The 23,924-nt window shown below is 54.7% G+C and carries 19 protein-coding genes, 2 pseudogenes and 1 riboswitch; of the genes and pseudogenes, 20 read left to right on the top strand and 1 reads right to left on the bottom strand.

The genetic code is table 11. The annotated features are described in order from the left end of the window. Positions 1–10: 10 nt before the first annotated feature. The 8 genes from FPL14_RS05180 (at position 11) to rarD (ending at position 9,337) form a co-directional block, all read left to right on the top strand. Positions 11–1,792: a sensor histidine kinase gene (locus FPL14_RS05180; RefSeq protein ID WP_229263788.1), complete on the top strand. Its 1,782-nt coding sequence runs from the start codon at positions 11–13 to the stop codon at positions 1,790–1,792. Positions 1,793–1,826: 34 nt separating this feature from the next. Next, positions 1,827–2,597 (top strand): response regulator, encoded by a 771-nt coding sequence (locus FPL14_RS05175; protein WP_182302012.1) that lies wholly within the window; start codon positions 1,827–1,829, stop codon positions 2,595–2,597. Positions 2,598–2,752: 155 nt separating this feature from the next. Further along, positions 2,753–3,943: an ABC transporter substrate-binding protein gene (locus FPL14_RS05170; protein ID WP_229263787.1), complete on the top strand. Its 1,191-nt coding sequence runs from the start codon at positions 2,753–2,755 to the stop codon at positions 3,941–3,943. Beyond that, positions 3,921–4,091: a hypothetical protein gene (locus FPL14_RS29760; RefSeq protein ID WP_229263786.1), complete on the top strand. Its 171-nt coding sequence runs from the start codon at positions 3,921–3,923 to the stop codon at positions 4,089–4,091. Before FPL14_RS05170 ends, FPL14_RS29760 begins: the two co-directional genes overlap by 23 nt. Before the next feature lie 220 nt (positions 4,092–4,311). Next, on the top strand, positions 4,312–5,193 hold the full coding sequence (locus FPL14_RS05165; RefSeq protein WP_182302011.1) for a carbohydrate ABC transporter permease: 882 nt from the start codon (positions 4,312–4,314) through the stop codon (positions 5,191–5,193). A gap of 114 nt (positions 5,194–5,307) precedes the next feature. After that, on the top strand, positions 5,308–6,093 hold the full coding sequence (locus FPL14_RS05160) for a carbohydrate ABC transporter permease (RefSeq protein ID WP_407644662.1): 786 nt from the start codon (positions 5,308–5,310) through the stop codon (positions 6,091–6,093). A 5-nt stretch (positions 6,094–6,098) separates the two neighbouring features. Next, positions 6,099–8,348: an FAD-dependent oxidoreductase gene (locus FPL14_RS05155; protein WP_182302009.1), complete on the top strand. Its 2,250-nt coding sequence runs from the start codon at positions 6,099–6,101 to the stop codon at positions 8,346–8,348. A 101-nt stretch (positions 8,349–8,449) separates the two neighbouring features. Further along, positions 8,450–9,337 carry an EamA family transporter RarD gene (gene rarD / locus FPL14_RS05150; RefSeq protein WP_182302008.1) on the top strand — a complete coding sequence of 296 codons (888 nt, stop codon included), beginning with the start codon at positions 8,450–8,452 and terminating at the stop codon, positions 9,335–9,337. Positions 9,338–9,377: 40 nt separating this feature from the next. Here rarD and FPL14_RS05145 read toward each other — a convergent pair whose 3' ends face one another. After that, complete coding sequence (locus FPL14_RS05145) at positions 9,378–10,679, bottom strand: ABC transporter substrate-binding protein (protein WP_229263785.1); 1,302 nt, start codon at positions 10,677–10,679, stop codon at positions 9,378–9,380. Between the two features lie 225 nt (positions 10,680–10,904). Here FPL14_RS05145 and FPL14_RS05140 point away from each other — a divergent pair, with 225 nt between their 5' ends. From FPL14_RS05140 to FPL14_RS05085, 12 genes and pseudogenes are all read left to right on the top strand, one after another. Then, positions 10,905–12,143 carry an MFS transporter gene (locus tag FPL14_RS05140; protein WP_182302007.1) on the top strand — a complete coding sequence of 413 codons (1,239 nt, stop codon included), beginning with the start codon at positions 10,905–10,907 and terminating at the stop codon, positions 12,141–12,143. Between the two features lie 49 nt (positions 12,144–12,192). Next, on the top strand, positions 12,193–12,549 hold the full coding sequence (locus tag FPL14_RS05135; RefSeq protein ID WP_182302006.1) for a (2Fe-2S) ferredoxin domain-containing protein: 357 nt from the start codon (positions 12,193–12,195) through the stop codon (positions 12,547–12,549). 94 nt (positions 12,550–12,643) lie between these two features. Further along, a riboswitch (cobalamin riboswitch) is annotated at positions 12,644–12,869 on the top strand. 370 nt (positions 12,870–13,239) lie between these two features. Continuing rightward, on the top strand, positions 13,240–14,940 hold the full coding sequence (gene cobJ, locus FPL14_RS05130; protein ID WP_182302005.1) for a precorrin-3B C(17)-methyltransferase: 1,701 nt from the start codon (positions 13,240–13,242) through the stop codon (positions 14,938–14,940). 23 nt (positions 14,941–14,963) lie between these two features. Continuing rightward, a complete protein-coding gene (locus FPL14_RS05125) occupies positions 14,964–16,007 on the top strand; it encodes a sirohydrochlorin chelatase (RefSeq protein WP_182302004.1) in 1,044 nt (347 codons plus the stop codon). Positions 16,008–16,025: 18 nt separating this feature from the next. Continuing rightward, positions 16,026–16,799: a precorrin-6A reductase gene (cobK, locus tag FPL14_RS05120; RefSeq protein WP_182302003.1), complete on the top strand. Its 774-nt coding sequence runs from the start codon at positions 16,026–16,028 to the stop codon at positions 16,797–16,799. A gap of 2 nt (positions 16,800–16,801) precedes the next feature. Next, positions 16,802–17,452, top strand: a complete 651-nt coding sequence (locus FPL14_RS05115; protein WP_182302002.1) for a precorrin-8X methylmutase — start codon at positions 16,802–16,804, stop codon at positions 17,450–17,452. Position 17,453: 1 nt separating this feature from the next. After that, positions 17,454–18,577, top strand: a pseudogene (locus tag FPL14_RS05110) (cobalt-precorrin-5B (C(1))-methyltransferase). A gap of 33 nt (positions 18,578–18,610) precedes the next feature. Further along, positions 18,611–19,890, top strand: a pseudogene (gene cbiE / locus FPL14_RS05105) (precorrin-6y C5,15-methyltransferase (decarboxylating) subunit CbiE). Continuing rightward, entirely contained in the window at positions 19,883–20,593 is a 711-nt protein-coding gene (cobI, locus tag FPL14_RS05100) for a precorrin-2 C(20)-methyltransferase (protein WP_182302001.1), read from the top strand. The pseudogene cbiE and the gene cobI overlap by 8 nt, the downstream one beginning before the upstream one ends. Then, on the top strand, positions 20,590–21,369 hold the full coding sequence (cobM, locus tag FPL14_RS05095; protein ID WP_182302000.1) for a precorrin-4 C(11)-methyltransferase: 780 nt from the start codon (positions 20,590–20,592) through the stop codon (positions 21,367–21,369). The genes cobI and cobM overlap by 4 nt, the downstream gene beginning before the upstream one ends. Continuing rightward, on the top strand, positions 21,366–22,520 hold the full coding sequence (locus tag FPL14_RS05090) for a cobalt-precorrin 5A hydrolase (RefSeq protein ID WP_229263784.1): 1,155 nt from the start codon (positions 21,366–21,368) through the stop codon (positions 22,518–22,520). Before cobM ends, FPL14_RS05090 begins: the two co-directional genes overlap by 4 nt. Then, a complete protein-coding gene (locus tag FPL14_RS05085) occupies positions 22,517–23,920 on the top strand; it encodes a cobyrinic acid a,c-diamide synthase CobB (protein ID WP_182301998.1) in 1,404 nt (467 codons plus the stop codon). The genes FPL14_RS05090 and FPL14_RS05085 overlap by 4 nt, the downstream gene beginning before the upstream one ends. Positions 23,921–23,924 lie beyond the last annotated feature (4 nt).

Raw genomic sequence — 23,924 nt, 5'->3', positions numbered from 1 at the left:
GGGGACATCTATGATGCGGGGTTGGCTGGGATATTGGGTTCCCCATAAGCTGAAATACCGTTTGTTCGCCGTTTTCGTCCTCGTCATTCTTCTCCCTTTCAGCATTTTGAACATATCCAACTATACGAAAATCGAGTCTCTCGTCCAGCAAAAAATTAGCGAGCAAAGCCACGAGCAGCTGGACAACCTGCACCGTTCCTTGGAAGACCATCTGAGCATCGCGTTCAAGACGCTGATCTTCCTAGAGCAGGATTCGGACGTGCGGCAAATTTTGCAAAATCCGGACAAGCGTTCCGTCTTGGACAACAAGGAACTGATGGAGGATAAGTTCAAAGGCCTCAACAACAGTTTCTTCTTATATAATCCCTCCGTCTATTTCACTTTGCTGGACGATCACGGGCACGTATATACGTCCTACCTGCCCAAGGTCACGCTGAATTACGACAGCATTTCGTCCAATCCGAATTTCGTCTCGATGAAAGAAACCAAAGCCTCTTACCTCTGGATTCCGGACGACGACAATTACGTTTCCCGCGACATTACGAAAAGTCCCAGGCTGCTGTCGCTGTACGCCGAACTGCGAGACCGCAACAACAAGACGTACGGCTTGGCGAGAATAAGCATCGACTTCTCCTTCTGGTTTCAATCCGTTCTGCAGAAATCGGCGAGCGACCAGGCTTATTTCATCATGACGAGGAAGGGCGAACTGATTGCGAGTTCCGTGCCGGAAGGCAAGCTATCGCCAGAGGCGATCAAGGAAATATCCGGCTCGCCGGAGAACGGATTCTGGACCGACAGGAAGAACGACGCGCTCGTCAACTACAGCTATCTGTCCTCCTTGGACTGGTACATGGTCAACCGGATTCCTCTCCATATTCTGTTTAACGAGATCGAAACCTTGAAGCATCAATATTTCGTCACGTTCTTTTTGATTACGGCCGCGTTCATCATCGTTGCGTTCATGATCGCGTATACGTTCACGAGGCCGCTCTCCCACATGCAGAACAAGATGAAGGAAGCCGTGCGCAAAGATCTGCGCATCCGTCTTCCCGAGAAAAATTACAAAGGCGAGATTCTGGAGCTGACGCGTACGTTCAATACGATGATGGTCGACATGAACGAGCTGATCCAGCGGCTGAAGGCGGAAGAACGACAGAAGGACGCCGTCCACTTTCAGATGCTGCTCGCCCAGATGAATCCGCATTTTCTGCTCAATACGCTTAACACGATGAAGTGGATAGGCCTCCGAAGCCGGAACGAGGAGATCGTCGAAATGTGCCTGTCGCTAGGTAAGCTGCTGGAGATGAGCCTCAACTCGGACGTGGACCTCATCCATCTCCAAGACGAGATCGAGCTGACCAAGGCGTTCATCTACATTCAGCTGGTCAGGTACGGCAACCGTTTCGAGGTCGAGTTCAGCTACGACGAGGATCTCCAGTACGCCCTTGTTCCTAAGCTAAGCCTGCAGCCGCTCGTAGACAATGCGATTAAGCATGGCATCGGCAACATGGCCGAGGGAGGACGCATACAGATTCGAATGGGCATAAGCGGAGAGTCGTCCGATCGATTGACCTTGGAGGTCGAGGATAACGGAGTCGGCGTCGAGAGTTCCGGATTGAATCAGGAGAAAGGCCGCAAACGACCCGGAATCGGACTTGCGAACGTAAAGGAAAGGCTGAGATTGCTGTTTAAGGATAAAGGCGAGCTGGAAATGATTCCTCTTCCGCAAGGAACGCTGTTCCGGCTGCATCTGCCGCTCTTGTTGTCCGAGCCTTACGAAGACAACCGCTAATCCATATCCCGTTTCGCGGAAGGAGGAGATTCGCATGTGGAAGGTGCTTCTAGTCGAGGACGAGATTTTCGTCCGCGAATCGGTGAAGGAGATTATCCGTTGGGAGGATATGGGTTTCACGCTGGTCGGAGAAGCGGGCAACGGGGCGGAAGCGCTCGAGATGATCAAGAGGGATCCGCCCGATTTGGTGCTCAGCGACATCGTCATGCCCCAGATGGACGGCCTTGAGCTGCTGAAGGAGACCCGAAGAGCCGGGATCTCCTCCAAGTTCGTCATGTTGACCTGCATCGGCGATTTCGAGTCGATGAGACAGGCGATGGAGTTCGGAGCGTCCAACTATATTCTGAAGCTCTCGATGAGCGTGAAGGATCTGAGGGAGACGTTGGCCAAGATCAGCCTCGAGTTGATCTCCGCGTCCGCCTCGTCGTCATCGACGGCTTCGCAAGACGGCTTGTCCCGCGGTTCCATTCAACCGTTGGCGAAAATCACGCACCCCGAAGTGAACAAAATCATTCAGTATATAGAACAAAACTACGACCAAGACATTACGCTTAAGTCGTTGTCGAGGTACGTCATGATGGGGGAAAATTACGTCAGCGCCCTCTTCAAGAAAAAAACGGGAGAGACGCTGATCCACTACCTGCATAGGACGAGGGTGGAGAAAGCGATCTACTTCTTGAAGAATACCGACCTGCCCGTTAACCGAATCGGCCCTAGCGTAGGTTTCATGAACGACAACTACTTTATTAAGATTTTTAAGAGAATGACGGGCACGACTCCGAGCCAATACCGGCTGAAGAGATAGAACGATTTGTTCCGCAAACGTACGGGGGGGGACGTTCGGAAATTGCGTATATCTGTTCCATGTTATCCATGATTCTGTTACTTATGGCACGCCCTTCCGTCTTGCTATCCTTGAGTTGCAACATTAATCCTAGTCATTCAGGGAGGTCGTCGTTTGTGAGAAAAAAAAGTTGGTTCGCGGGCATGGCATCGCTTGTTCTATTAACGGGCGTTTTGGCGGGATGCTCGGGCAACGGCAATAAAGGCAATTCGTCCGGCGGTACGGACGCGGGAGCGTCTCCGTCTGCAAGCGTGCCGGCGAAGTCCGGAAATACGGTTAAATTGAAGATGTGGGGGGGCGTTCCCCCGGAAGCGGGACCGCAAGAGGTGGTCGACTCGTGGAACAAGGATCACCCGGATATTCAAGTAGAATACGTTCGTTACGTCAACGATGACGAAGGAAATCTGAAACTAGATACCGCTATGATGACCGGCCAGGATGTCGATTTATTCGTCAACTATTCGCTCTCCCAAGCCGCCAAGCGCGTGGAATCCGGGTTCACGATCGATTTGAGCCAATTTCAAGATTATAACATCGACGAGAAAATGGGCATCGAAGCGGATGGCTGGAAGATCGACGGCAAGTATTACGGCGTGCCGACTACGAAGAGCGCTTTCTTCGTCGCGCTTAACAAGGACGCGCTCGACGCGGCCAATCTTCCGGTGCCGAAGGATTGGACGTGGGACGAGCTGCGCGAGTACGCCAAGAAGCTGAAAGCAGGCGAAGGATACGGTTTCATTCAGAATACCGAGCCATACGTCGATCCGATCGATTCGGTACTCTCGCAAGCGGGATATACGAAGTCTGACGGCAGCTCGAATCTGGATCATCCGCTCGTTAAGAAATGGTTGGAAACGCTGAACGGGATGATGCAGGACGACAAAACGACGCCGCCGCTCGGCGAGCAGCTCACGTCGAAGATGCCGGTCGAGCAAATGTTCCTTAGCGGGGAAGCGCCGATGCTGAACATCGGGGCGTGGCTCCTGAGAAGCTCCAACAATTTTACGGACTATCCTCGGGATTTCAAGATCGCGTTCGCTCCGGTGCCTAGGCTTACGGACAATGCGGCGGATTACATGACTCGTGGCGGAATCGGAGACTATATTTCAATTAACGCCAAGTCCAAAAATCAGCAGGCAGCTTGGGAATTCCTCAAGTGGTATGCGATGGCGGCATGGCGCCGATGGCTGCGGGCGGTCGACTGCCGCTTCCAAGGACTCCGATCAGGCGGCGGCTCTGGAGAGCATGCTAGGAGACAAGGGAGACACGTACGATCGCGATTCCTTGATGTACGTCATATTCGATAACAAAACGCCGACCTACGTCCGCTCCGTGCCGCAAGAGGTCATGGATCTTCGTTCCCAGGAGTACGAGAAGTATTTCCTCGGCTCGCAAACGCTCGATCAGACGATCTCCGCCATGGTTAGCCGTCATAACGAGTTCCTGAAGAAATAATCGGGACGGAATACAGGGGGATTGCCGATCGATCATCGGCCGTCCCCCTGTTATTAACTGAATTACGCTGACCGAATAGAACGATTTGATGTGATCGAAGGCCGCCCGGGCGGCTTTTTTGCATGATTTTGTTTTATAAAGACGATGGATTTGTTCCTTATGGGATGTTCGTCCGGTTGGTAGACTGGACGTATCTCTTGAAGAAGCGAGGATGAAGCGCATGAACAACAATTGGATGAGAAGACAGCGCATGCTGGGATACGTGTTCGTAGGTCCGAGCATGATCGGCGTTCTGCTGTTCTTCCTGATTCCGGCTGCCTATTCTTTCGGCCTGATGTTTACGGATTACAAGTTCATGAACCCGAAAGTCGGGTTCGTGGGTTTCGATAACATCGACCGTTTGCTGAACGACTCTTTGTTTTATCTCTCTTTGCGCAATACGTTGATTTTCCTTCTCGCGGTACCGGTATCCATCGTCCTCGGTTTTGTGGCGGCGGTCATTTTGAACCAGCGTCTTTATCTCAAGAAGCTGCTCCGGGGCCTGTACTTCATGCCGTACATTACGAGCGGGGTGGCCGTCGCGTTCGTCTGGATGCTGATGTTCCAGCCGAAGCAAGGTCCGATCAACGGGCTTCTAAGGAGCATCGGCATCGATAATCCGCCGGGCTGGCTGTCCACGACGACGTCCTCGATGTACGCCATCGACATTATCTGGGTATGGTTCATGCTCGGCTACAACATGATCATTTATCTGGCCGCGCTTCAGGAAGTGTCGCCCGAGTTGATGGAGGCCGCCAAGATCGACGGGGCCAAGAAAGGGCAAGTCCTTCGGAAAATCATCTGGCCGTTGGTCAGCCCGACTACCTTCTTGTTGCTCATTACCGGCTTGATCATGACGATCAAGACGTTCGGGATCATTCAGGCAATCACGCAAGGCGGACCGGGCAACAGCACGACGATCCTATCGCTGTACGTCTACCAGAACGCGTTCCGGTATTACGACATGGGGTATGCGTCGACGCTTTCCTGGGCGTTGTTCGCGATCATTCTGGTGATCACCTTGCTGCAATGGATCGGACAGAAAAAATGGGTTCATTATTAAAAAAAAACAGACTTGCTGAACGAACGATTTAATGTAGAGAGGAAGACAACGACGATGGAAACCAAACGACGCCCGTCCGCCGACGTTCCGAAGAGAGTGGCCGCCACGATCGTCATGCTCGCGCTTGCGATCGTCATGGTCATCCCTTTCCTGTGGATGATCAGCACGTCCTTGAAAACGCCCGCGGAAGTGTTCCAATATCCGATCAAATGGATTCCCGCGCATCCGACGTGGGATCACCATATCAAAGTGTGGTCCGGACCGAAAAACTTCGCTACCTATTACTTGAATTCCTTGAAGATCTCGGTCATCGGCATGATCGGAGCGACCTTCCTGTCCGCGTTCGCCGCCTACGGCTTCGCCCGCATCGAGTTCAAAGGCCGGAACGCCTTGTTCATGGTGTACTTGTCCATGATGATGATCCCGCCGCAGGTGCTGTTCGTTCCGAAGTTCATCATGTTTGAATGGGCCGGCATTTACAATACGCATCTCGCGCTCATTCTGCCCGGCTTGTTTACGATTTTCGGGGTGTTTATGCTTCGCCAGTTTTTCCTGTCCATACCGCACGAGATTTCCGAATCGGCCTTTATAGACGGAGCGGGACATTTCCGGATTTTTTTCCGTCTGATCCTGCCGCTGGCGAAGCCGGCGCTCGCGACGCTGGCGATCATCGACTTCTCCTGGCAATGGAACGATTACGAGAACGCGCTCGTGTTCCTGATCGACGAAAGCTTGTACACCGTCCCGCTCGGCTTGCAGAACTTCATCCTGGAGAATATGGTCGACTATAACGGCATGATGGCGGCCGCCTCTGCCGGAATCCTGCCGATGATCGCGGTGTTCGTGCTTGGCCAACGCTTTATCATACAAGGTTTAACCAATTCTGCCGTCAAAGGGTGAGCGAGATGAGAACGGAAACGATTCTAAGCGATATTACGGTCATCGGAGGAGGGCTGTCGGGCGTATGCGCCGCGGTAGCGGCGGCAAGACTCGGAAAGAAAGTCGCCCTCGTCCATAACCGTCCCGTGCTCGGGGGCAATTCCAGCAGCGAAGTCCGAGTGTGGGTGTGCGGCGCGACCGCGCACGGGACGAACCGTTATGCCCGGGAGACGGGCATCATGGGCGAGATGTTCGTCGAAAACCAATTTCGCAATCCGGAAGGGAATCCGTACTTGTGGGATTTGGTCGTTCTGGAGACCGTGCTAGCGGAGCCTAATCTCCGGCTGTTCCTGAACACGGACGTACACGAAGTGGAGGCGGACGGAAGCGAAGAGAACCGAATCATCCGCTCGGCCACGGGCTGGATGATGGGCTCGGAGCGGCGGATTCGCTATGAAAGCCCGATATTTCTCGATTGCACCGGCGACGGATTGATCGGCTTCCTTGCGGGAGCCAGGTATCGGCTCGGACGGGAAGCTGCGTGGGAATACGGAGAGGAGTGGGCGCCGGAGGTCGCGGACGACATCACCTTAGGCAGTACTTTGCTATTCTACACGAAGGACGCGGGTCGCCCGGTGAAGTTCGTTCCGCCGAGCTTCGCCAAAGATATCGCGCAAACTCAGATTCCTATCAAGCGGGTGATCCGCAGCGGCGACTCCGGGTGCCACTACTGGTGGATCGAGTGGGGCGGGGAGCGCGATACGGTTCACGAAAACGAACGCATTCGGGATGAACTGTGGTCCGTTATTTATGGAATTTGGGATTATATCAAAAATTCCGGCCGGTTCGAAGCGAAATCGATGACGCTGGAGTGGGTCGGATCGATCCCGGGCAAACGGGAATATAGGCGTTTCGTAGGCGACTACGTGCTGAACCAGAACGATGTCATCGGTCAGGCGCCGTTCCGCGACAGAATCGCCTTCGGAGGCTGGTCGATCGATCTTCACCCTCCTCAAGGGATGTACGCCGCCGAAAGCGGCTCGAAGCATATGCACGCGGACGGCGTTTACCATATCCCTTATCGCTCGTTATATTCGGCGAACGTCTCAAACCTTCTCTTCGCCGGCCGTAACGTCAGCGCTTCCCACGTCGCGTTTGGTACGACGCGGGTCATGGCGACTTGCGCGGTCATGGGAGAAGCGGCCGGAACCGCCGCGGCGTTGTGCTCGGACAAGAAGCTGTCCCCTCGCGGGCTCTACGAATCGGGGTTGGATGAGCTTCAGCAGACGCTGCTCAGGCAGGATGCTTCTATAATAGGTCTCGCGAACGGAGACTCGAATGATCTGGCGCGCAGGGCAATGACGAAGGCTTCGTCGACAAGGACTAGAATCGCCGTCGAAAACTCGACGAGGACTTATCCCCTGGAGCGGGACGCGGCTTTACTCTTCCCGGTCGATCCAAGCTTGCGGGGATTGGAACTGCTCGTCGACGTCCGCGAGGATACGGAATTGGCGGTGGAGTTGTGGGAGACGGGACGACCGGAAAATTACGTGCCGTCCGGATTGGTCGCGAGAGCGACTGCGAACATTCGGAAGGGAGAGAGACAATGGGTGCCGTTCGGGTTGGAGTGGGAGCCCGACAGTCCGCAGAACGCGTTCGTCATCATTCGGAAGAACGCCAACGTTCGCCTTCATCAATCTGTCGAACCGTTCACCGGCGCATTGGCTTTCGAGAGGGGGGCGCTTCCGCATGCGGCGACCGAGCTGGAAGATCACGATCCGACCCAGCCGGTCGTGGAATGGAGCATGAAGGCTTTGATCCGAAGCCCGTTCTGCTTCCGCGCCGTTTCCAAGACAGCGGCTTATGCGCCGGACAAAGCCGTCGGCGGTTACAAGCGGCCCTATGGCGGCCCGAATTTATGGGTATCTCTACCGCTTGGCGATGGAGGAGAGGAATGGTTAGAGCTAAGCTGGGAGAATTCCGTTACGATCGGCGAAATTATCGTCACTTGGAACGACGACGTGAACGAAGATCTCATTAATCTACACCATCACCGTACTTCGTTCGACGTCATTCCGGAGCTGGCGAAGAACTACCGGATCGAAGCGCGAATACTAGGAGAGTGGACGGTCGTCGCTTCCGTCCGGGATAACCGTCGCCGCACGGACAGGCGCAAGCTGGAACGGCCGTTGGTCGCGGATGCCATGCGCATTGTAGTCGAGGAAACGAATGGTGCCCTTTGCGCCGAATTGGTCGAAGTTAGAGTGTACGCCTGATGTTTGTTACGAAAATTGCCTAACAATTACCGTGTTCAGCCCGTGTCCAAGATGTTATAATTCCGTTCATGTCTATTGAACGGAAAGAGGGAACGGCCAGCATGAGAAATGGACTTATCAACGCAATAATCGCTTATACGATCTGGGGACTTCTCCCTATTTATTGGAAATGGTTTGAAACGATGCCGGCAGGGGAAATTCTGTCGCACCGGATCATATGGTCTTTCGTTTTCGTCGCGGGACTAATCGCGGTTCAAAAGCGGTGGAAAGAGCTGAAGGCGACGATTACGGTCAGAAGTACGTTGGTCCCCTTGATCTTCAGCAGTCTATTGATCACCGCGAATTGGTTGATCTTCATCTGGGCTGTTAATAACGGCCACGTCGTGGAAACTAGTATCGGGTATTATTTGACTCCTCTGTTTAACGTCGTCTTGGCCATATTGTTCTTGCGCGAAAAGCCGACCGGAGGCCAGTGGATCGCGGTGGCGTTGGCGGCTGCGGGCGTTCTGCTCGTCGCCATCGATTACGGGAGTTTCCCGTGGGTATCGATTTCCTTGGCATTATCTTTCGGGTTCTACGGACTCGTGAAGAAGAGGGTGACGATGGACGCTTCGATCGGTCTTATGACCGAGACGATGATCGTCGTACCCGTGGCCGTGATTTACTGGGGATACCTTGGCGCTTCGCATGCCGATACGGCCTGGTCGCTGCCGATTTCCTCGCTGCTATTGCTGTTATTATCCGGCGTAGCGACGGCGACGCCGCTGCTGCTGTTCGCCAAAGCGGCGAAGAAGCTTCCGCTGTCGATGCTTGGATTCGTGCAATACATCGGTCCAACGTTGACTCTCCTCATAAGCGTGCTTGTGTTTAAGGAGACGATCAGCTCCGTCCTGCTTATTAGCTTTTGCTTGATCTGGACCGCGCTTGTCGTGTACGCCATGTCCTCGATTCGGGCTGCCCGAGCCCTTAGACCGGCGGATGCCAAATAAGCAAAAGAACGGCTGCCCAACGCGGTAGCCGTTCTTTTGCTTATTTTTTGCTATCGCTGTCAATAATGGCTTGAAGCTCTTTGTTAGCCGTTTCCGCCGCGGCGTTGATATCTTCTCCGAGCATCGCTTTCACGACGATGCTTCCGACAATGTCGCGAGCTTCGGTCACGCTCATGACTTGAGGCACGCTGTGATCGACGCCGATGCTCATGGTCAGTTTGATCGCTTCCGCGAGATCGGCAGGGAATTTCTCGATCCCTTCCGAAGCTGCCCAGACGGAGTCGCGGGCGCCCGGGACGCCGCTTTGTTGAATTCGAAGCACGTTTTCTTTGTTCGAGGACCATTCCATGAACGCCCAAGCCGCGTCCTTCTTCTCGGATTTCGGATTCATCGCCAGCGCCCAAGCCGCGATGGCGTACGGCTTCCGACCTGCAGACCCCGCCGGGAACGCAGCGAATGCGACTTTGTCCGCGACGAGCGATTTTTCCGGGTCGGTCGTGTTATTGTAAAGGGCGGCAGCATCGACGTAGAACGCCGCTTTGCCTTGCGCGAACAACGCCGCCGCTTGCGGCCAACCCATGTTGAGAGAGTCCTTAGGCCCGTAATTTTTCAATAAGCCCGCATACGTCCCGAATCCGCGGATCGCTTCCGGCGTATTAACGGCCGCTTTGCCGTCGACGATAAAATCTCCGCCTTCGGAGTAGATGAAGGAAGCCGCCGCGGAGACGAGCGCATTGCGCTGGCCGCGGGACACGAAGCCGTAGAAGTCGTTCGCCGGATCGTTAAGCCGTTTCGCCGCCGCTTCGAGCTCGGTCAATGTTTTCGGCACCGGAATGTTGTTTTTCTCCAACAGGTCTTTGCGGTAGTACATGACGAATTGGTCCGTCCAGAGCGGGATCGACATCAGCTTGCCGTTAACCATGCTTCCGTCCACGGATGCTTTGGAGAAATCGTCGAAACCGTACTCGGGGTCTTTCTTCACGTAGAAGTCTAGCGGTTCGGTCCAGCCGTTCATGTCGTAGTAAAGCTTCTCCATGAACGGGCGGTAGGTGAACACGTCCGGCGTGCCCGCTTGGGAAGTGAATTGGACGGCCAGCTTCTGCTGAAGCTGCTCTTCCGGGAACACCTGCAGATCGACGTCGATGCCGGTCGCGTTCTCGAATTCCCCCAGCGAAGCTTTCATGCCGTCCGTCCATGGATGGCCGAGGGCGAACACGGTAATCTTCTGGCCCGCGAAGGGCTTGTCCGCGGACTGCGCGTTCTGCTTGTCTTCTCCGCAAGCCGTCAATCCTATCGTCATCGCAAGCGTTAAACCAATCATTCCGCTTTTCTTTAGTTTCATTCGGTTGTGACCCCTTTCGAGCTTCGTGATTGTTGTTTACGCTTGCTTCCATTCTATCGTCGTCGGGGCATTAAACCCATAGCAAATATTCAACGATTATTTATCAATCTTTAATTTCGCCTGTCCGTAGCGAAAATCGTGTTATGGAGGGTTTAGGCAAAATAGATTACAATAGCAAAGACCTAATGGCATTATACATACTTACTTACATGGAGGAACTTCGGCTTGAAGCTAGATCGGTTAAAAACAAATTATTGGTTACTCCTGCTTATCGTATTCGGAGGATTCCTAATCTTCGGTTTCTCGGAAAACGTGAAAGGGCCGGCGATTCCCAGAATGCAATCCGACTTCCGGTTGGACGAAACGCAGCTCGGAATCTTGCTCGCCTTTAATTCGATAGGTTATCTCGTCGCTTGTTCTTTTACCGGTCTATTGTCGAACCGAATCGGCATTAAATGGACGGGAATCCTCGCCTTTTTATCGATGGCGATTTCCGGCGTGCTAATGTATCTGTCTACGAACTATGCTTTTCTCTCCGCGTCGTATTTTCTGATGTATATCGGCAACGGCATGCTCGAGATCGGATTGGCGATTATGGCGGCCCGCATCTTTACGAAGAATACGGGCGCGATGATGAACTTATCTCATTTCTTCTATGGATTAAGCTCGGCGATCGCTCCGATTATCGCGTCCGCTATGATGGGTTGGAATCTGTTCGGAGGCGAGTTCGGGTGGCGCGGCATGTATTTGGCGATGCTGAGCTTGTCTCTTTTGCCGATTATTCCGTCATTAATGGCTAAATTTCCGGGAGACAACCAAGAACATGGAGAACGCGTTACGTTAAAGAGCTTCACCAAAGATCCTGCCGCATGGCTGATCGTAGCCGTTCTATCGTTCGGCGTCGTCTCCGAGCTGGCGGTAGGAGGCTGGCTCGTCAATTTCCTTGAGAAGGCGTACGGTTGGTCGACGGAAGCCGCTTCCGGCATGCTGTCCGTTTTCTTCGTGTTCTTCATGGGCGCAAGGTTATTCCTCGGCCCGGTTACGGATAAGATCGGATATACGCTCTCGATCATTATTTTGTCCGCTTTCTCCGGCTTGAGCAGCCTAATCGCGATTGGGCTAGGAGAGCAAGGCGCCATTTGGTTCGCGATCGCGGGAATCGGGATCGCTCCGATTTATCCGACGGTCATGGCCATGCTGGCCAAACGATATCCAAGAGGAACGGATACCGCGATTACTTTTACCGTCACACTAATGGGAATCGCGAGCGTCATCGGCAATTTACTGATCGGCGTAATAATCGACGGCGTGCAATCCTTGTTCGGCGATGAGAAAGGCACCGAAGGAAGCCTCCTGCTCGGCTTGCAAGCCGGATACGGTTTTATTGCGTTAATGGCGCTCCTATGCTCCGTCAGTTGCATCATTCTTTTTCGTTATCTTCGCAAGAGAAACGAGATCGTATAATTGGATCGTATAACAAGATCGGCCCCTAGGGGAAGAGGAGGCTGCGGAGTTGACCACTTGGAATTTGCAAGGAACTCGCTGTCATCTGCTCATTTGCAACGGCGGAAGCTGTATGCGAGAGCAGGGCGAAGAAGTAACGGTTGCGATCAGGGAAGAGATTGCCCGCTTGAAAGCCGACAAGCTCATTCATACGACAAGGACGCGCTGTAACGGCCGTTGCTTGGACGCTTGCGTCGTCATCGCGTATCCGCAAGGATTATGGTATAAAGACATGACGCCGGAGTCGGGACAGCAATTGGTACGCAAGCTCGTTGCCGGCGAAATGCTGGAATCGAATCTCGTCTATGTATTCGAGCTTGAGGCGGTAGCTACAGGGGTATCCGTTACAGGAGTAGACAAAGCGTAAAGGATTCGTTATCCTGTCGGGAAAAAGAGCTTGATAGGCGGCTTAATTCGCTAGACAATGATAGGATGACAATGTTAAGATGACCGTGACAATTGAATAGTTTAGAGAACTAGGTGCTGCTTGGGATCGACCCGAGCAAGCTTAAATGGGAAGTTCGGTGAAATGCCGACACGGACCCGCCACTGTAAGGAACGCCGATCTCTCGGGATCGGCAGTCTATCCGTTTGAATATGCCACTGGATCCGGCTTGACGCGATCTGGGAAGGTAAACGGAGGATGATGTTCCAAGTCAGGAAACCAGCCTACTTCTAAACACTGTCGACCTACGAGGATTTAGGGAGGTGTTAGGGATAGGCACGCCTTTTTCATGTATTACGGTCAGTAGGATTACTGTCCCGTTTATATAAAGGTTCGCGCGCTGAGAAGCATTTCTAACACGCTCTTGTGTTGGAAGTGCTTTTTTTTGTTGCATTTGCTCGTTGAAGGTAGCAAGCGTTCCCTAATTTCCGTTTGAGGACGCGAACGAAGGCCAAAAAAGTGCCTTGGTCGCGCCGAAATCGGATGAGGACGAGAACGAAGGCCAAAAAAGTACCTTGGTCGCACCGGAATCGGATGAGGTTGAGAACGAAGGCTAAAAAAAGGGCCTTGGTCGCTGCGTTACCCACTAGCAATCGAAAGGATGTGCGAGGAATGGCAGGCAAATTGCTGATCATCGGATTCGGTCCCGGCAGCTTCGAGCATATCACGAAGCGGGCGAGGGAAGCGCTTCAGGAAAGCGACGTCGTCATCGGTTATAACACTTACGTCGATCTGATCCGGGGATTGTTGTCCGATCAACAGATCGTGCGAACAGGCATGACGGAAGAAGTGAGCCGCGCGCAGGAGGCGGTTCGACAAGCGGAGGCGGGCAAAAAAGTCGCCGTCATATCCAGCGGCGATGCCGGCGTGTATGGCATGGCGGGACTCGTCTATGAAGTTCTTATGGAGAAAGGGTGGCGGAGAGAGTCGGGCGTAGAAGTCGAGATTATTCCGGGGATTTCGGCCATCAATTCATCGGCTTCTTTATTAGGCGCTCCGGTCATGCACGATGCGTGCACGATTAGCCTCAGCGATCATCTCACGCCTTGGGAGCTGATCGCGAAACGGGTAGATGCCGCCGGTCAAGCCGACTTCGTTATCGCGCTGTACAATCCGCGGAGCGGAAGAAGAACGCGGCAAATCGTGGAGACGCAGCGCATCTTGCTGAAGTACCGCTCTCCCGAAACGCCGGTCGGAATCGTGAAAAGCGCCTATCGGGAGCGGGAGCACGTGGTGCTTACGAATTTGCGGGACATGTTGGATCATGACATCGGCATGTTGACGACGGTGATTATCGGAAATTCGTCGACCGTCGTCTATGAAGGACTCATGATCACGCCGCGAGGGTACCAGCGCAAGTATACGCTGGGAGCGGACGTGCAGCCGCTTCGTCCGCATCTACGGCTGCAGAAGGAAGCCGAACCTTGGGCACTGCCGCAGTGGTCGGATGATGAGGACGACGATGATTACGAATACGAGGAAGAACTTGCCGGGCAAGTTCCTGAGCAGCGGACTCTCAAACCAAGCGGCATCGGCGCGCCGGTTATCGGCTCGCTGGCATTAGCTATCGACGCGCTTCGGCTCGTGGACAGGGCGCGCGGCATTCCTTTGCCGGAAGAACAGGCGAGCGCTTCAGGTTACGCAGCGGCTACCGCTTTTAAACAACAGGAAATATTCGAGTTCGCGGTCAGCCCCGGCGTTGCGGATAAGCGCTTTACTTCCAGGCAGATGCTTGTCTTGGCCGACGTCATCGGCGAGAAGGGGACGATGGATTACACTCCGCATCATCAGATGGTCGTCCGCGTCCCGACGTCGAACCCCGATACGATTACGTCTAAGCTGCGCGAGGAAGGGTTGTTGCTGTCGCCGATCGGCGACGTCGTTCAGATCAAAGCGTGCGATTTCTGCGATAAAGAAAAAGGCGATTCGATCCCCTACGCCGAAGCGCTGCAACGTCAAGTCGGCGGCATAAGCTTGCCCAAGGAAATGAAAATCGGGTTCAACGGATGCGGAATGGCTTGTTACGGAGCCGTTCAAGAAGATATCGGCGTCGTGTACAGAAGAGGCAAGTTCGATTTGTTCCTCGGCGGCAAGACGATCGGCCGGAACGTTCATCCGGCGCAGCCCGTCGCGGAAGGCATCGAGCCTGCCGAGATCGTGGCTCTGATCGACCGGATCGTGCGGAGGTACCGCGAAGAAGGCCATCCGAACGAGCGGTTTCATAAGTTTTTTAAGCGGATCAAGGAAATCGAAGGGTTTCGTCATATGGACCACCCTGTATTTGAAATTGAGAACGCGATTTGCGGCGATTAATACAACTAGGAGGCTGATCTAACGTGGATGCCATATTATTCGTTGGCCACGGCAGCAAGGACGTGGCAGGGAATGAAGAAATACGGGAAATGGTGAAGGTCGTCTCGGAGAAACTTTCTTCTTATTTAGTAGAGACCTGTTTTCTGGAATTCGTTAAGCCGACGATAGCGCAAGGAATCGCCCAGTGCATAGCCAAAGGCGCCGCTCGCGTCGCTATCGTTCCGATTACGCTTTTTTCGGCCGGACACGCGAAGATCCATATTCCCGCGGAAATCGACGAAGCGAGAATTCGTTATCCCCATATCCGATTTACTTACGGGAGACCGATCGGAGTTCATGAGCAAGTATTGAAAATATTAAGCTCCCGTCTGGAAAGCGTCGAATCTTCGGGAGGTTGGGTAGACGAGCTTCAAGGCGAGGATACGGCGATTCTGATCGTCGGCAGAGGCAGCAGCGACGCCGACGCGAACAGCGATCTTTATAAGATCTCGCGATTGTTCTGGGAGAAGATGAAGTTCAAATGGGTCGAAACGGCGTTTATCGGCGTAACGGCGCCGTTGATGGACGAAGGCGTGGAACGCTGCTTGAAGCTGGGCGCGCGCAAGGTTATCATTCTTCCTTATTTTCTGTTTACCGGCGTTTTGATTAAGAGAATGGAACAGATGCTGGAAAGCTTCAAGGAACGGTACCCCGAAAATCAATTCGCGCTGGCGGATTATTTCGGCTTTCATCCGTTGCTTCAGCATATTTTGCGGGAGCGGGCTTTGGAGGCGATCGAGGGCGAAGCGAAATTGAACTGCGATATGTGCCAATACCGTACGGCGGCTATGGAGCATATCGACCATCATCACCATCACGACCATGACGACCATCACCATGATCACCACCACGGGCACGAGCATGACCATGATCACCACCATGATCACCACCATGGACACGAGCATGACCATGATCACCACCATGGACACGACCATCACGATCATGAGCACGACCACCGTCATGACCATGATCACGAACATTCTCATGAACCCATCGTAACCGGCAAATCGGGTTCGGCATCTACATAAGCGAAGGAGCGGTTCGATATGATTTTGGTCATGGCAGGCACGAGCGATGCCCGCGAGCTGGCGCTTCTTCTGCAGCGGGAAGGCCATCCGTTGCTGACTACGGTCGTTACCGAGAGCGCGGCGAAATCGATGGAGGAAGCCGGTCTGCCCGTGCTTACCGGACGGTTGCCTCAAGATGCGTTAATCGGTCTTATCGAGGATAAAAGCGTTCGTCTCGTCGTAGACGCGACCCATCCGTTCGCGGAGGAAGCTTCGCGGAACGCGATCGCCGCCGCGGAAGCGACCGGTGTTCCGTACATCCGCTACGAGCGGGACCGACTTACGTTCGATGACAACCCGCTCATTACGTACGTGGACGATTACGAACAAGCAGCGGAGCTGGCGGCGGAACGAAAAGGCGTCGTCATGCTGACGACCGGAAGCAAGACGCTTGCGATATTTACGAGAAAATTGCTATCGCTCCCGGGCACGACGCTTGTCGCCAGGATGCTGCCCCGCCGAGACAATATGGAGAAGTGCGAAGAGCTCGGCCTAGAGCAGAAAAACATCGTCGCGATGCAAGGTCCTTTTTCCAGGGAACTTAACGAGGCGTTATATCGCCACTATAACGTGACTCTGATGATCACGAAGGAAAGCGGCAAGGCAGGGGCGGTGGACGAGAAGCTCGAATCGGCGCTGGCGCTTGGCATCGAGACGATCGTCATCGGCCGCCCCGCGGTAGCGTACGGGATCTATTATAACGAGTTCGAGGGCGTTGTCTCGAAAGCAAACGAAGTATTAGGGAGGACGTAACAATGGAGTTTCATACCGATTTTAAACCGTTGACCGTGCAGCCTCAGGAAATCGAAGAGCGCAGCTTCGAGATGATTACGGAAGAGCTTGGCGAGCATTCGTACACGGCGGAACAATATCCGGTCGTGCAGCGGGTCATTCACGCTTCCGCGGACTTTGAATTAGGGCGGAGCTTGGTGTTTCACCGGGATGCGATCCGGGCGGGCATCGAGGCGATCCGCGCGGGCCGTCCGGTCGTGGCGGACGTGCAGATGGTACAAGTCGGCATTAGCAAGCCGCGGTTGGAAAAGTTCGGCAGCACGGTCAACGTGTACATTTCCGATCGCGATGTCATGGAAGAAGCCAAACGGCTCAATACGACGCGCGCGATTATCTCGATTCGCAAGGCGATTAAGGAAGCAGAAGGAGGCATCTACGCGATCGGCAACGCTCCTACGGCATTGCTGGAGCTCATCCGTCTCGTGAAGGAAGGCGCGGCAAAACCGGGACTCGTCATCGGAGTTCCGGTCGGATTCGTATCGGCCGCCGAATCGAAGGAGGAGCTGGCGAAGCTCGATATCCCGTTCATCACGAATATCGGGCGCAAGGGCGGAAGTCCTGTCGCGGTAGCGGCGGTTAACGCGATTTCATTGATGGCGGAGCGGACGGGGTAAGATGGCGATGGCGGCGGAAGGCGATAACCAAGAGACGAAACCTCTCAGGCACGGATACACGACGGGCTCCTGCGCGACGGCCGCTGCGCAAGCGGCTCTTATCGCCCTTATCGTGCAGGAGGCGCAAGTCCAAACAACGATCAAGCTGCCGATCGGAATCGAGGTCGCGTTCGATATCGTGAGAAGCGAATTCTCGGACGCCTTCGCCGAAGCGGAAGTGATCAAGGATGGCGGAGACGACCCGGATGCGACGCACGGCGCGCGGATTATCGCCCGCGTGTCGTGGCTGCCGGAGCCCGGAATCGTCATTGACGGGGGCATCGGGGTCGGACGGGTGACGAAACCCGGTCTGCCCGTGGCCGTCGGCGAAGCCGCGATCAATCCCGTACCGCGCAAGATGATCCGCGATTCCGTTGCGTTCGTGCTCAGCCTATTCAAGCTGGAGCGCGGAGTCAAAGTCGTCGTCTCCGTGCCGGACGGCGAGGAGATCGCCAAGAAAACGTTAAACGGTCGCCTGGGCATTATAGGCGGCATTTCGATATTGGGAACGAGAGGGACGGTCGTGCCTTTCTCTACCGCGGCTTATAAAGCGAGCGTCGTTCAGGCGATACGCGTGGCGGTAAGGTGCGGGTGCGACCATCTCGTGCTGTCGACCGGAGGGCGAAGCGAGAAGTTCGGCATGGAGATGTATCCCGAATTGCCGGAGGAAGCGTTCATCGAGATGGGCGACTTCGTCGGTTTTGCCTGTTGCATTGCAAGAAACAAGGCGTTCGTAAGGTTACCCTTGTCGGAATGATGGGTAAATTCTCCAAAGTCGCGCAAGGCGTCATGATGGTCCATAACAAGAGCGCGCCGGTCGACTTCGGTTTTCTCGCCAAGGTGGCGGAGGAAGCGGGCGCGACGCCGGAACAAAAAGCGGCTATCTCTGAAGCCAATACGGCGGCGCTAGTCGGGGATTGGATGCAAGAGTGGGGTTATGGCGAGTTTTTCGAGCGGTTATGCGCTTATTGCTGCGAGGAAAGCTTGCGTGAAATAGGAGGCGGAATGGATATGGAAACCGTCATCATTTCGATGAAAGCCGTCTTGCTCGGACAAGCGGAGAGAAATGGCGGTTTTCATGCGTAGAAGGCACGGACAATCGGGAAAGGGTGAAACGGAGTGGCAAACGACAACCGGGCGGCTTGCAAACCGAAGGTGATCGGGGTCGGGGATAGCGGCAAGGAAAGTCTGCTGCCGGCTTATTTGGAATGGATCGAGCAAAGCGAAGTTCTAATGGGAGGCGAGAGGCAGCTTGGATTTTTTCCGGAATATCCCGGCCTGAAGATCGTGCTGAAGGGTGCGCTAACGAATGCGGCCAACCGCTTGATCGAGCAGGCGCAGCAAGGGAAAAGATGCATCGTCTTGGCTTCGGGCGATCCTCTATTCTACGGAATCGGAGGTTACTTGAGCAAGAAGCTGGACGTTGAGATCTATCCCGCGACAAGCTCCGTTCAGCTTGCTTTTGCCCGGATGGGGGAGAGCTGGCAGGATGCCGAAGTGATCAGCTTGCACGGGCGCAACATAAAGGGACTTGCTCAACGGATCGACGGGAAACCGAAGGTTGCGCTTCTGACCGACGAGGTCAACCATCCGGGAGCCGTCGCCGACTATTTGCTCGATTTCGGAATGGCGGAATATCGGATGTTCGTCGCCGAAAACTTGGACGGGAAGTCGGAGCGATGCGGCTGGTACGAGCTTCTGGAAGCTAAGGACCATGCGTTCTCCCCGTTGAATGTCGTCGTGCTCAGGCATCGGGCAGGCGCTGGGGAAGCTTTGCCTTCGTGGCCGCTCGGCATCGAAGACGAAGCTTTCTCCCAACGCAAGCCGGATAAGGGATTGATCACGAAGAAGGAATCCGCGTGTTAAGCCTTGGCCAGCTTGCGCTTAAACCGGACAGCATCGTTTGGGATATCGGCACGTGCACGGGCTCGGTAGCGATTGAAGCGGCCCGAATCGCCAGACAGGGCGAAGTGTACGCCATCGAGAAAAACGCCGCGGATCTTCAGAACTGCCGGGACAATATGCGTCGTTTTCGCGCGGATATTACGGCGATACAAGGCTTGGCGCCGGACGGGCTTCAATCGTTTCCCGATCCCGACGCGGTATTCCTAGGCGGTACGGGCGGCGAGATGAAGGAGCTGCTGAGGATTTGCGCGGAGAGGCTTCGTCCGGGCGGAAGGATCGTTCTTAACGCGGTGACGATCGAGAATTTGTACGAAGCGAACCGGATTTTGGCGGCGGAGGGACTTGCCGTGAATATCTCGATGGTGCAGATTTCCCGGAGCAAACCGATTCTGGACATGACCCGGTTCGAAGGCTTGAATCCGGTATATATCATAACGGCCAAACAAAAGGAGCCCGAAGCGGCGAACGAGAAGGAGACGAGCGCAAGTGAGTGAGCTTGGCATATTGTACGGTCTGGGCGTCGGCCCCGGAGATCCGGAGCTCATCACCGTGAAGGCGTTCCGCATTCTGAGGGAAAGCCCCGTCATTGCGTATCCGCGCAAGAAGAAGGGCGCTAAGAGCTATGCCCTGACGATTACGGAGCTATACGTGAACACGGAAGAGAAGGAAATGATCGGCCTGACCTTCCCGATGACAAGAGACCGCGAGGCGTTAGAGCTGCAGTGGAACAATACGGTAGATACCGTATGGACGCACATCGGGCAAGGCAAGAACGTCGCGTTCGTCACGGAAGGCGACCCGATGATCTACAGCACCTTTATCCATCTGATGAGATTGATGCAAGAACGCCACCCGGAAGTGGAAATCCGTTCGATTCCCGGAATATCTTCCGTGAACGCGTCCGCATCCCGTCTCGGGATTCCTCTCGCGGACGGAGACGAGCAGATCGCGATCGTTCCCGCGATGGACGACTACGACGCGATGCGCCATGCGATCGAGTCGCACCATTGCGTCGTTCTGATTAAAGTCGCCAAGGTCATCGACTTGATGCTCCGCGTATTAGGCGATCTTGATTTGTTGGATAAAGCTTCGGTGTTGACTAAGGTTACCTCCTCCGAGGAGATGATCTGGCGGGACATTCGGGTGCTTGAAGGCCGGGAATTAGAATACTTAACGTTGATGGTGGTGAGAAAATGAAGATACATATTATCGGGGCCGGTCCCGGAGATCCGGATCTGATCACGGTCAAAGGCTTGCGCTTGCTTCAAGAGGCTGACGTCGTCCTCTATACCGATTCGCTCGTTAACGAAGAGTTGATCGCCAAGGCGAAACCCGGCGCGGAAATCCTGAAGAGCGCGGGAATGGCGCTCGACGAGATGGTCGCCATCATGGTCGACCGGGCGAAGCAGGGCAAGAGCGTGGCCAGAGTCCATACGGGAGACCCCGCCGTATTCGGAGCGATCATGGAACAAATCGCTCTGCTTAAGAAGGAGGGCATCGGGTACGAAGTCGTACCGGGAGTCAGTTCCGTATTCGCTTCGGCTGCGGCGATCGGAGCGGAGCTTACGATTCCCGATCTTACCCAGACGTTGATCTTGACGCGGGCGGAAGGCAGAACCCCGGTTCCCGAGCTGGAGAAGCTGCGGGATCTGGCCGCCCACCATTGCACGATCGCGCTCTTCTTGAGCGCGACGTTAACGAAGAAAGTCGTCAAGGAGCTTACGGACGCGGGCTGGAGCGAAGATACGCCAGTCGCGGTCATTCAGCGCGCGACATGGCCGGATCAGAGAATCGTACGTACGACGCTCGCCAATCTCGATCGGGAGATGCAGCAGAACGGGATTCGCTCGCACGCGATGATTTTGGCCGGATGGGCGCTCGACCCGGAAATTCACAGCAACGAGGAATACCGTTCCAAGCTGTACGACAAGGAGTTTACCCATCGGTTCCGCAAAGGGGTGAAGCCGTCGTGATCCTGTTGCTGGAAGATGAAATCCCTTCAATCGAGAGGAACGGGGATTACGCGATCGTGGCGATCACGAAGCATGGCGTGGAGCTTGCGCGGAAGCTTCATGCTTCATTCGGCCGCTCCGATCTCTATTACATGTCGAAATTCCGTCGCGGGGATGAAGAGGAAAGAGGCATCCAACTGTTCGAAGGCAGCGTCAGGCTGCTTTTTCCAGCCTTGTTCCCGGCTTACAAAGGCCTCATTATCATTATTTCTCTTGGAGCCGTCATCCGCATGATCGCTCCCTTGCTGAAAGATAAGAAGGAAGATCCCGGAATCGTCGTCATCGACGATAAAGGAGAACATGTCATTAGCGTTCTGTCCGGTCACTTGGGCGGAGCCAACGAATTGACTCGCGAAGTAGCCGCCGCAATCGAAGCAAAGCCTGTCATTACGACGGCATCGGACGTACAGGGAACGATAGCGGTAGATTTGTTCGGACGGCGCTTCGGCTGGGAATGGGAATCCGACGAGAAGCTGACGCCGGTAAGCGCGTCCGTCGTGAACGAGGAGCAGGTTGCCGTAGTCCAAGAATCGGGGGAGACGGGGTGGTGGTTATACGATACGCCGCTGCCCGCGAATATTCGGACGTACGGTTCTTTGGCGGAAGGGCTGCAAGCGAGCCCCCATGCGGCTCTCGTCGTAACCCATCGGGTTCTGTCGCCCGAGGAAGAAGCGATTCTTTCCAACGGCATTCTATACCGCCCCAAGGTTATCGCGCTCGGCATCGGCTGCAACCGCGGCACGGCAGCGGATGAGATCGAAGGAGTCGTAAGAGAAACGCTGGCGGAGTTGGGATTGGCGCTCAGAAGCGTACAAGCGATATGCACGATAGACCTGAAGAAGGACGAGGAAGGGTTGCTCGCCGTCGCGAACAAATTCCGCTGGGAGTTGGTTACCTATACGGCGGAGCAGTTAAACGAAGCAACGATCGAAGCGCCTTCCGATACGGTATTCAAATTTACCGGCGCTTACGCCGTAAGCGAACCGGCAGCCAAGCTGTACACGGGTTCGTCCGATCTCGTCCTCGTGAAGAAAAAATCGGGCAACGTCACGATTTCCGTCGGGGTTAAACGACGGGGCTGGCGAGAAACGGGAAGGATGGCTGAGCGATGACCGTTCGAAAAATCGTGATCGCCGGAACCGGCAGCGGCGTCGGCAAGACAACGTTAACGATCGGCTTGATGGCGGCGTTCAAACGTTCGGGGCGCCGCGTCCAAGGGTTCAAGTGCGGCCCCGACTATATCGATCCTACCTATCATTCCGCGGTTACCGGGCGCGTCTCCCGTAATCTCGATAGTTATATGTTAGACCATGATACGGTGAAAGAGATCTATGCGAGAGCAAGCCGAGACGCGGATATTTCCGTTATCGAAGGGGTAATGGGACTGTATGACGGCAAAAATCCGACGAACAACGACGGAAGCTCCGCCGAGATAAGCCTGCTGGTAGACGCTCCGGTGCTGCTGGTCGTCAATTGCCAGAGCATGGCGCGGAGCGTTGCCGCCATCGTCAAAGGATTCCAGGTTTTCGACCCTCGGGTTAAAATAGCGGGGGTAATCGCCAACAAGGTAGGCAGCGAAAGCCATTATCGGATCGTTCGCGACGCGGTCGGGCAGGAGTGCGGAATACCGGTCGTCGGATACTTGAAGCGGGAAGACGAGATCGCAATTCCGGAAAGGCATCTTGGTCTTATTCCTTCTATCGAGAGAGGACAGCTTGAACCTTTCTTCGAGCGGTTAGGAGATCTGGTCTCGTCAACGATCGACATAGAGCGGATCTGGGAGTTGGCGGAATCGCCAAAGGTAGAAGCGCCGGAAGCCGAATTGTTCCGGCCGCGCGGCGACAAACCGGCCATACCGGTCAGGATAGCGATAGCTAAAGACGCCGCGTTTAACTTCTACTACCAAGAAAATATCGAGCTGCTGGAAGCCTACGGCGCGGAAATCGTTTATTTCTCTCCGCTTGCCGGGGAACGGCTTCCCGAGAACGTTCACGGGTTATATCTCGGCGGCGGATTCCCGGAGGAATTCGCCGCGACATTGGCTGCGGACGATACCGTAAAGCAGTCCATCAAGGAAGCTATTCATTCGGGCATTCCGACGCTGGCGGAGTGCGGGGGTTATATGTATTTGACCCGGGCGATCGAAGATACGAACGGCAGACGGTATCCGATGCTCGGAATCGTCCCCGGCTACGTGCGGATGCAGAATAAGCTGGCGGCGTTAGGCTATCGGGATGTTGGCGGGGCGGAAGGCAATTTTCTATTGGGACCGTCCGACGAAGCGAAAGGCCACGAGTTCCATTATTCCACGTTCGTTTCGGAATCCGCAGACGGCAGCGCGCACGAGCACGCGTACGAAACGACGGGCCGGCAAGGGATAAAGCAGGACGGATATCTTAGTCATGACGGCAACTTGGTTGCCGGTTACGTCCATTTTCATTTTGCTTCCGAACCTGCCATGGTCGAGCGATGGATCGCGCGATGCCAAGACTATCAACGGAAAGGAGACTGAACGG

This window comes from Cohnella cholangitidis (genome assembly GCF_014107495.1).
Lineage (GTDB): Bacteria > Bacillota > Bacilli > Paenibacillales > Paenibacillaceae > Cohnella > Cohnella cholangitidis.
This window is presented reverse-complemented; position numbering and strand designations above follow the sequence as displayed.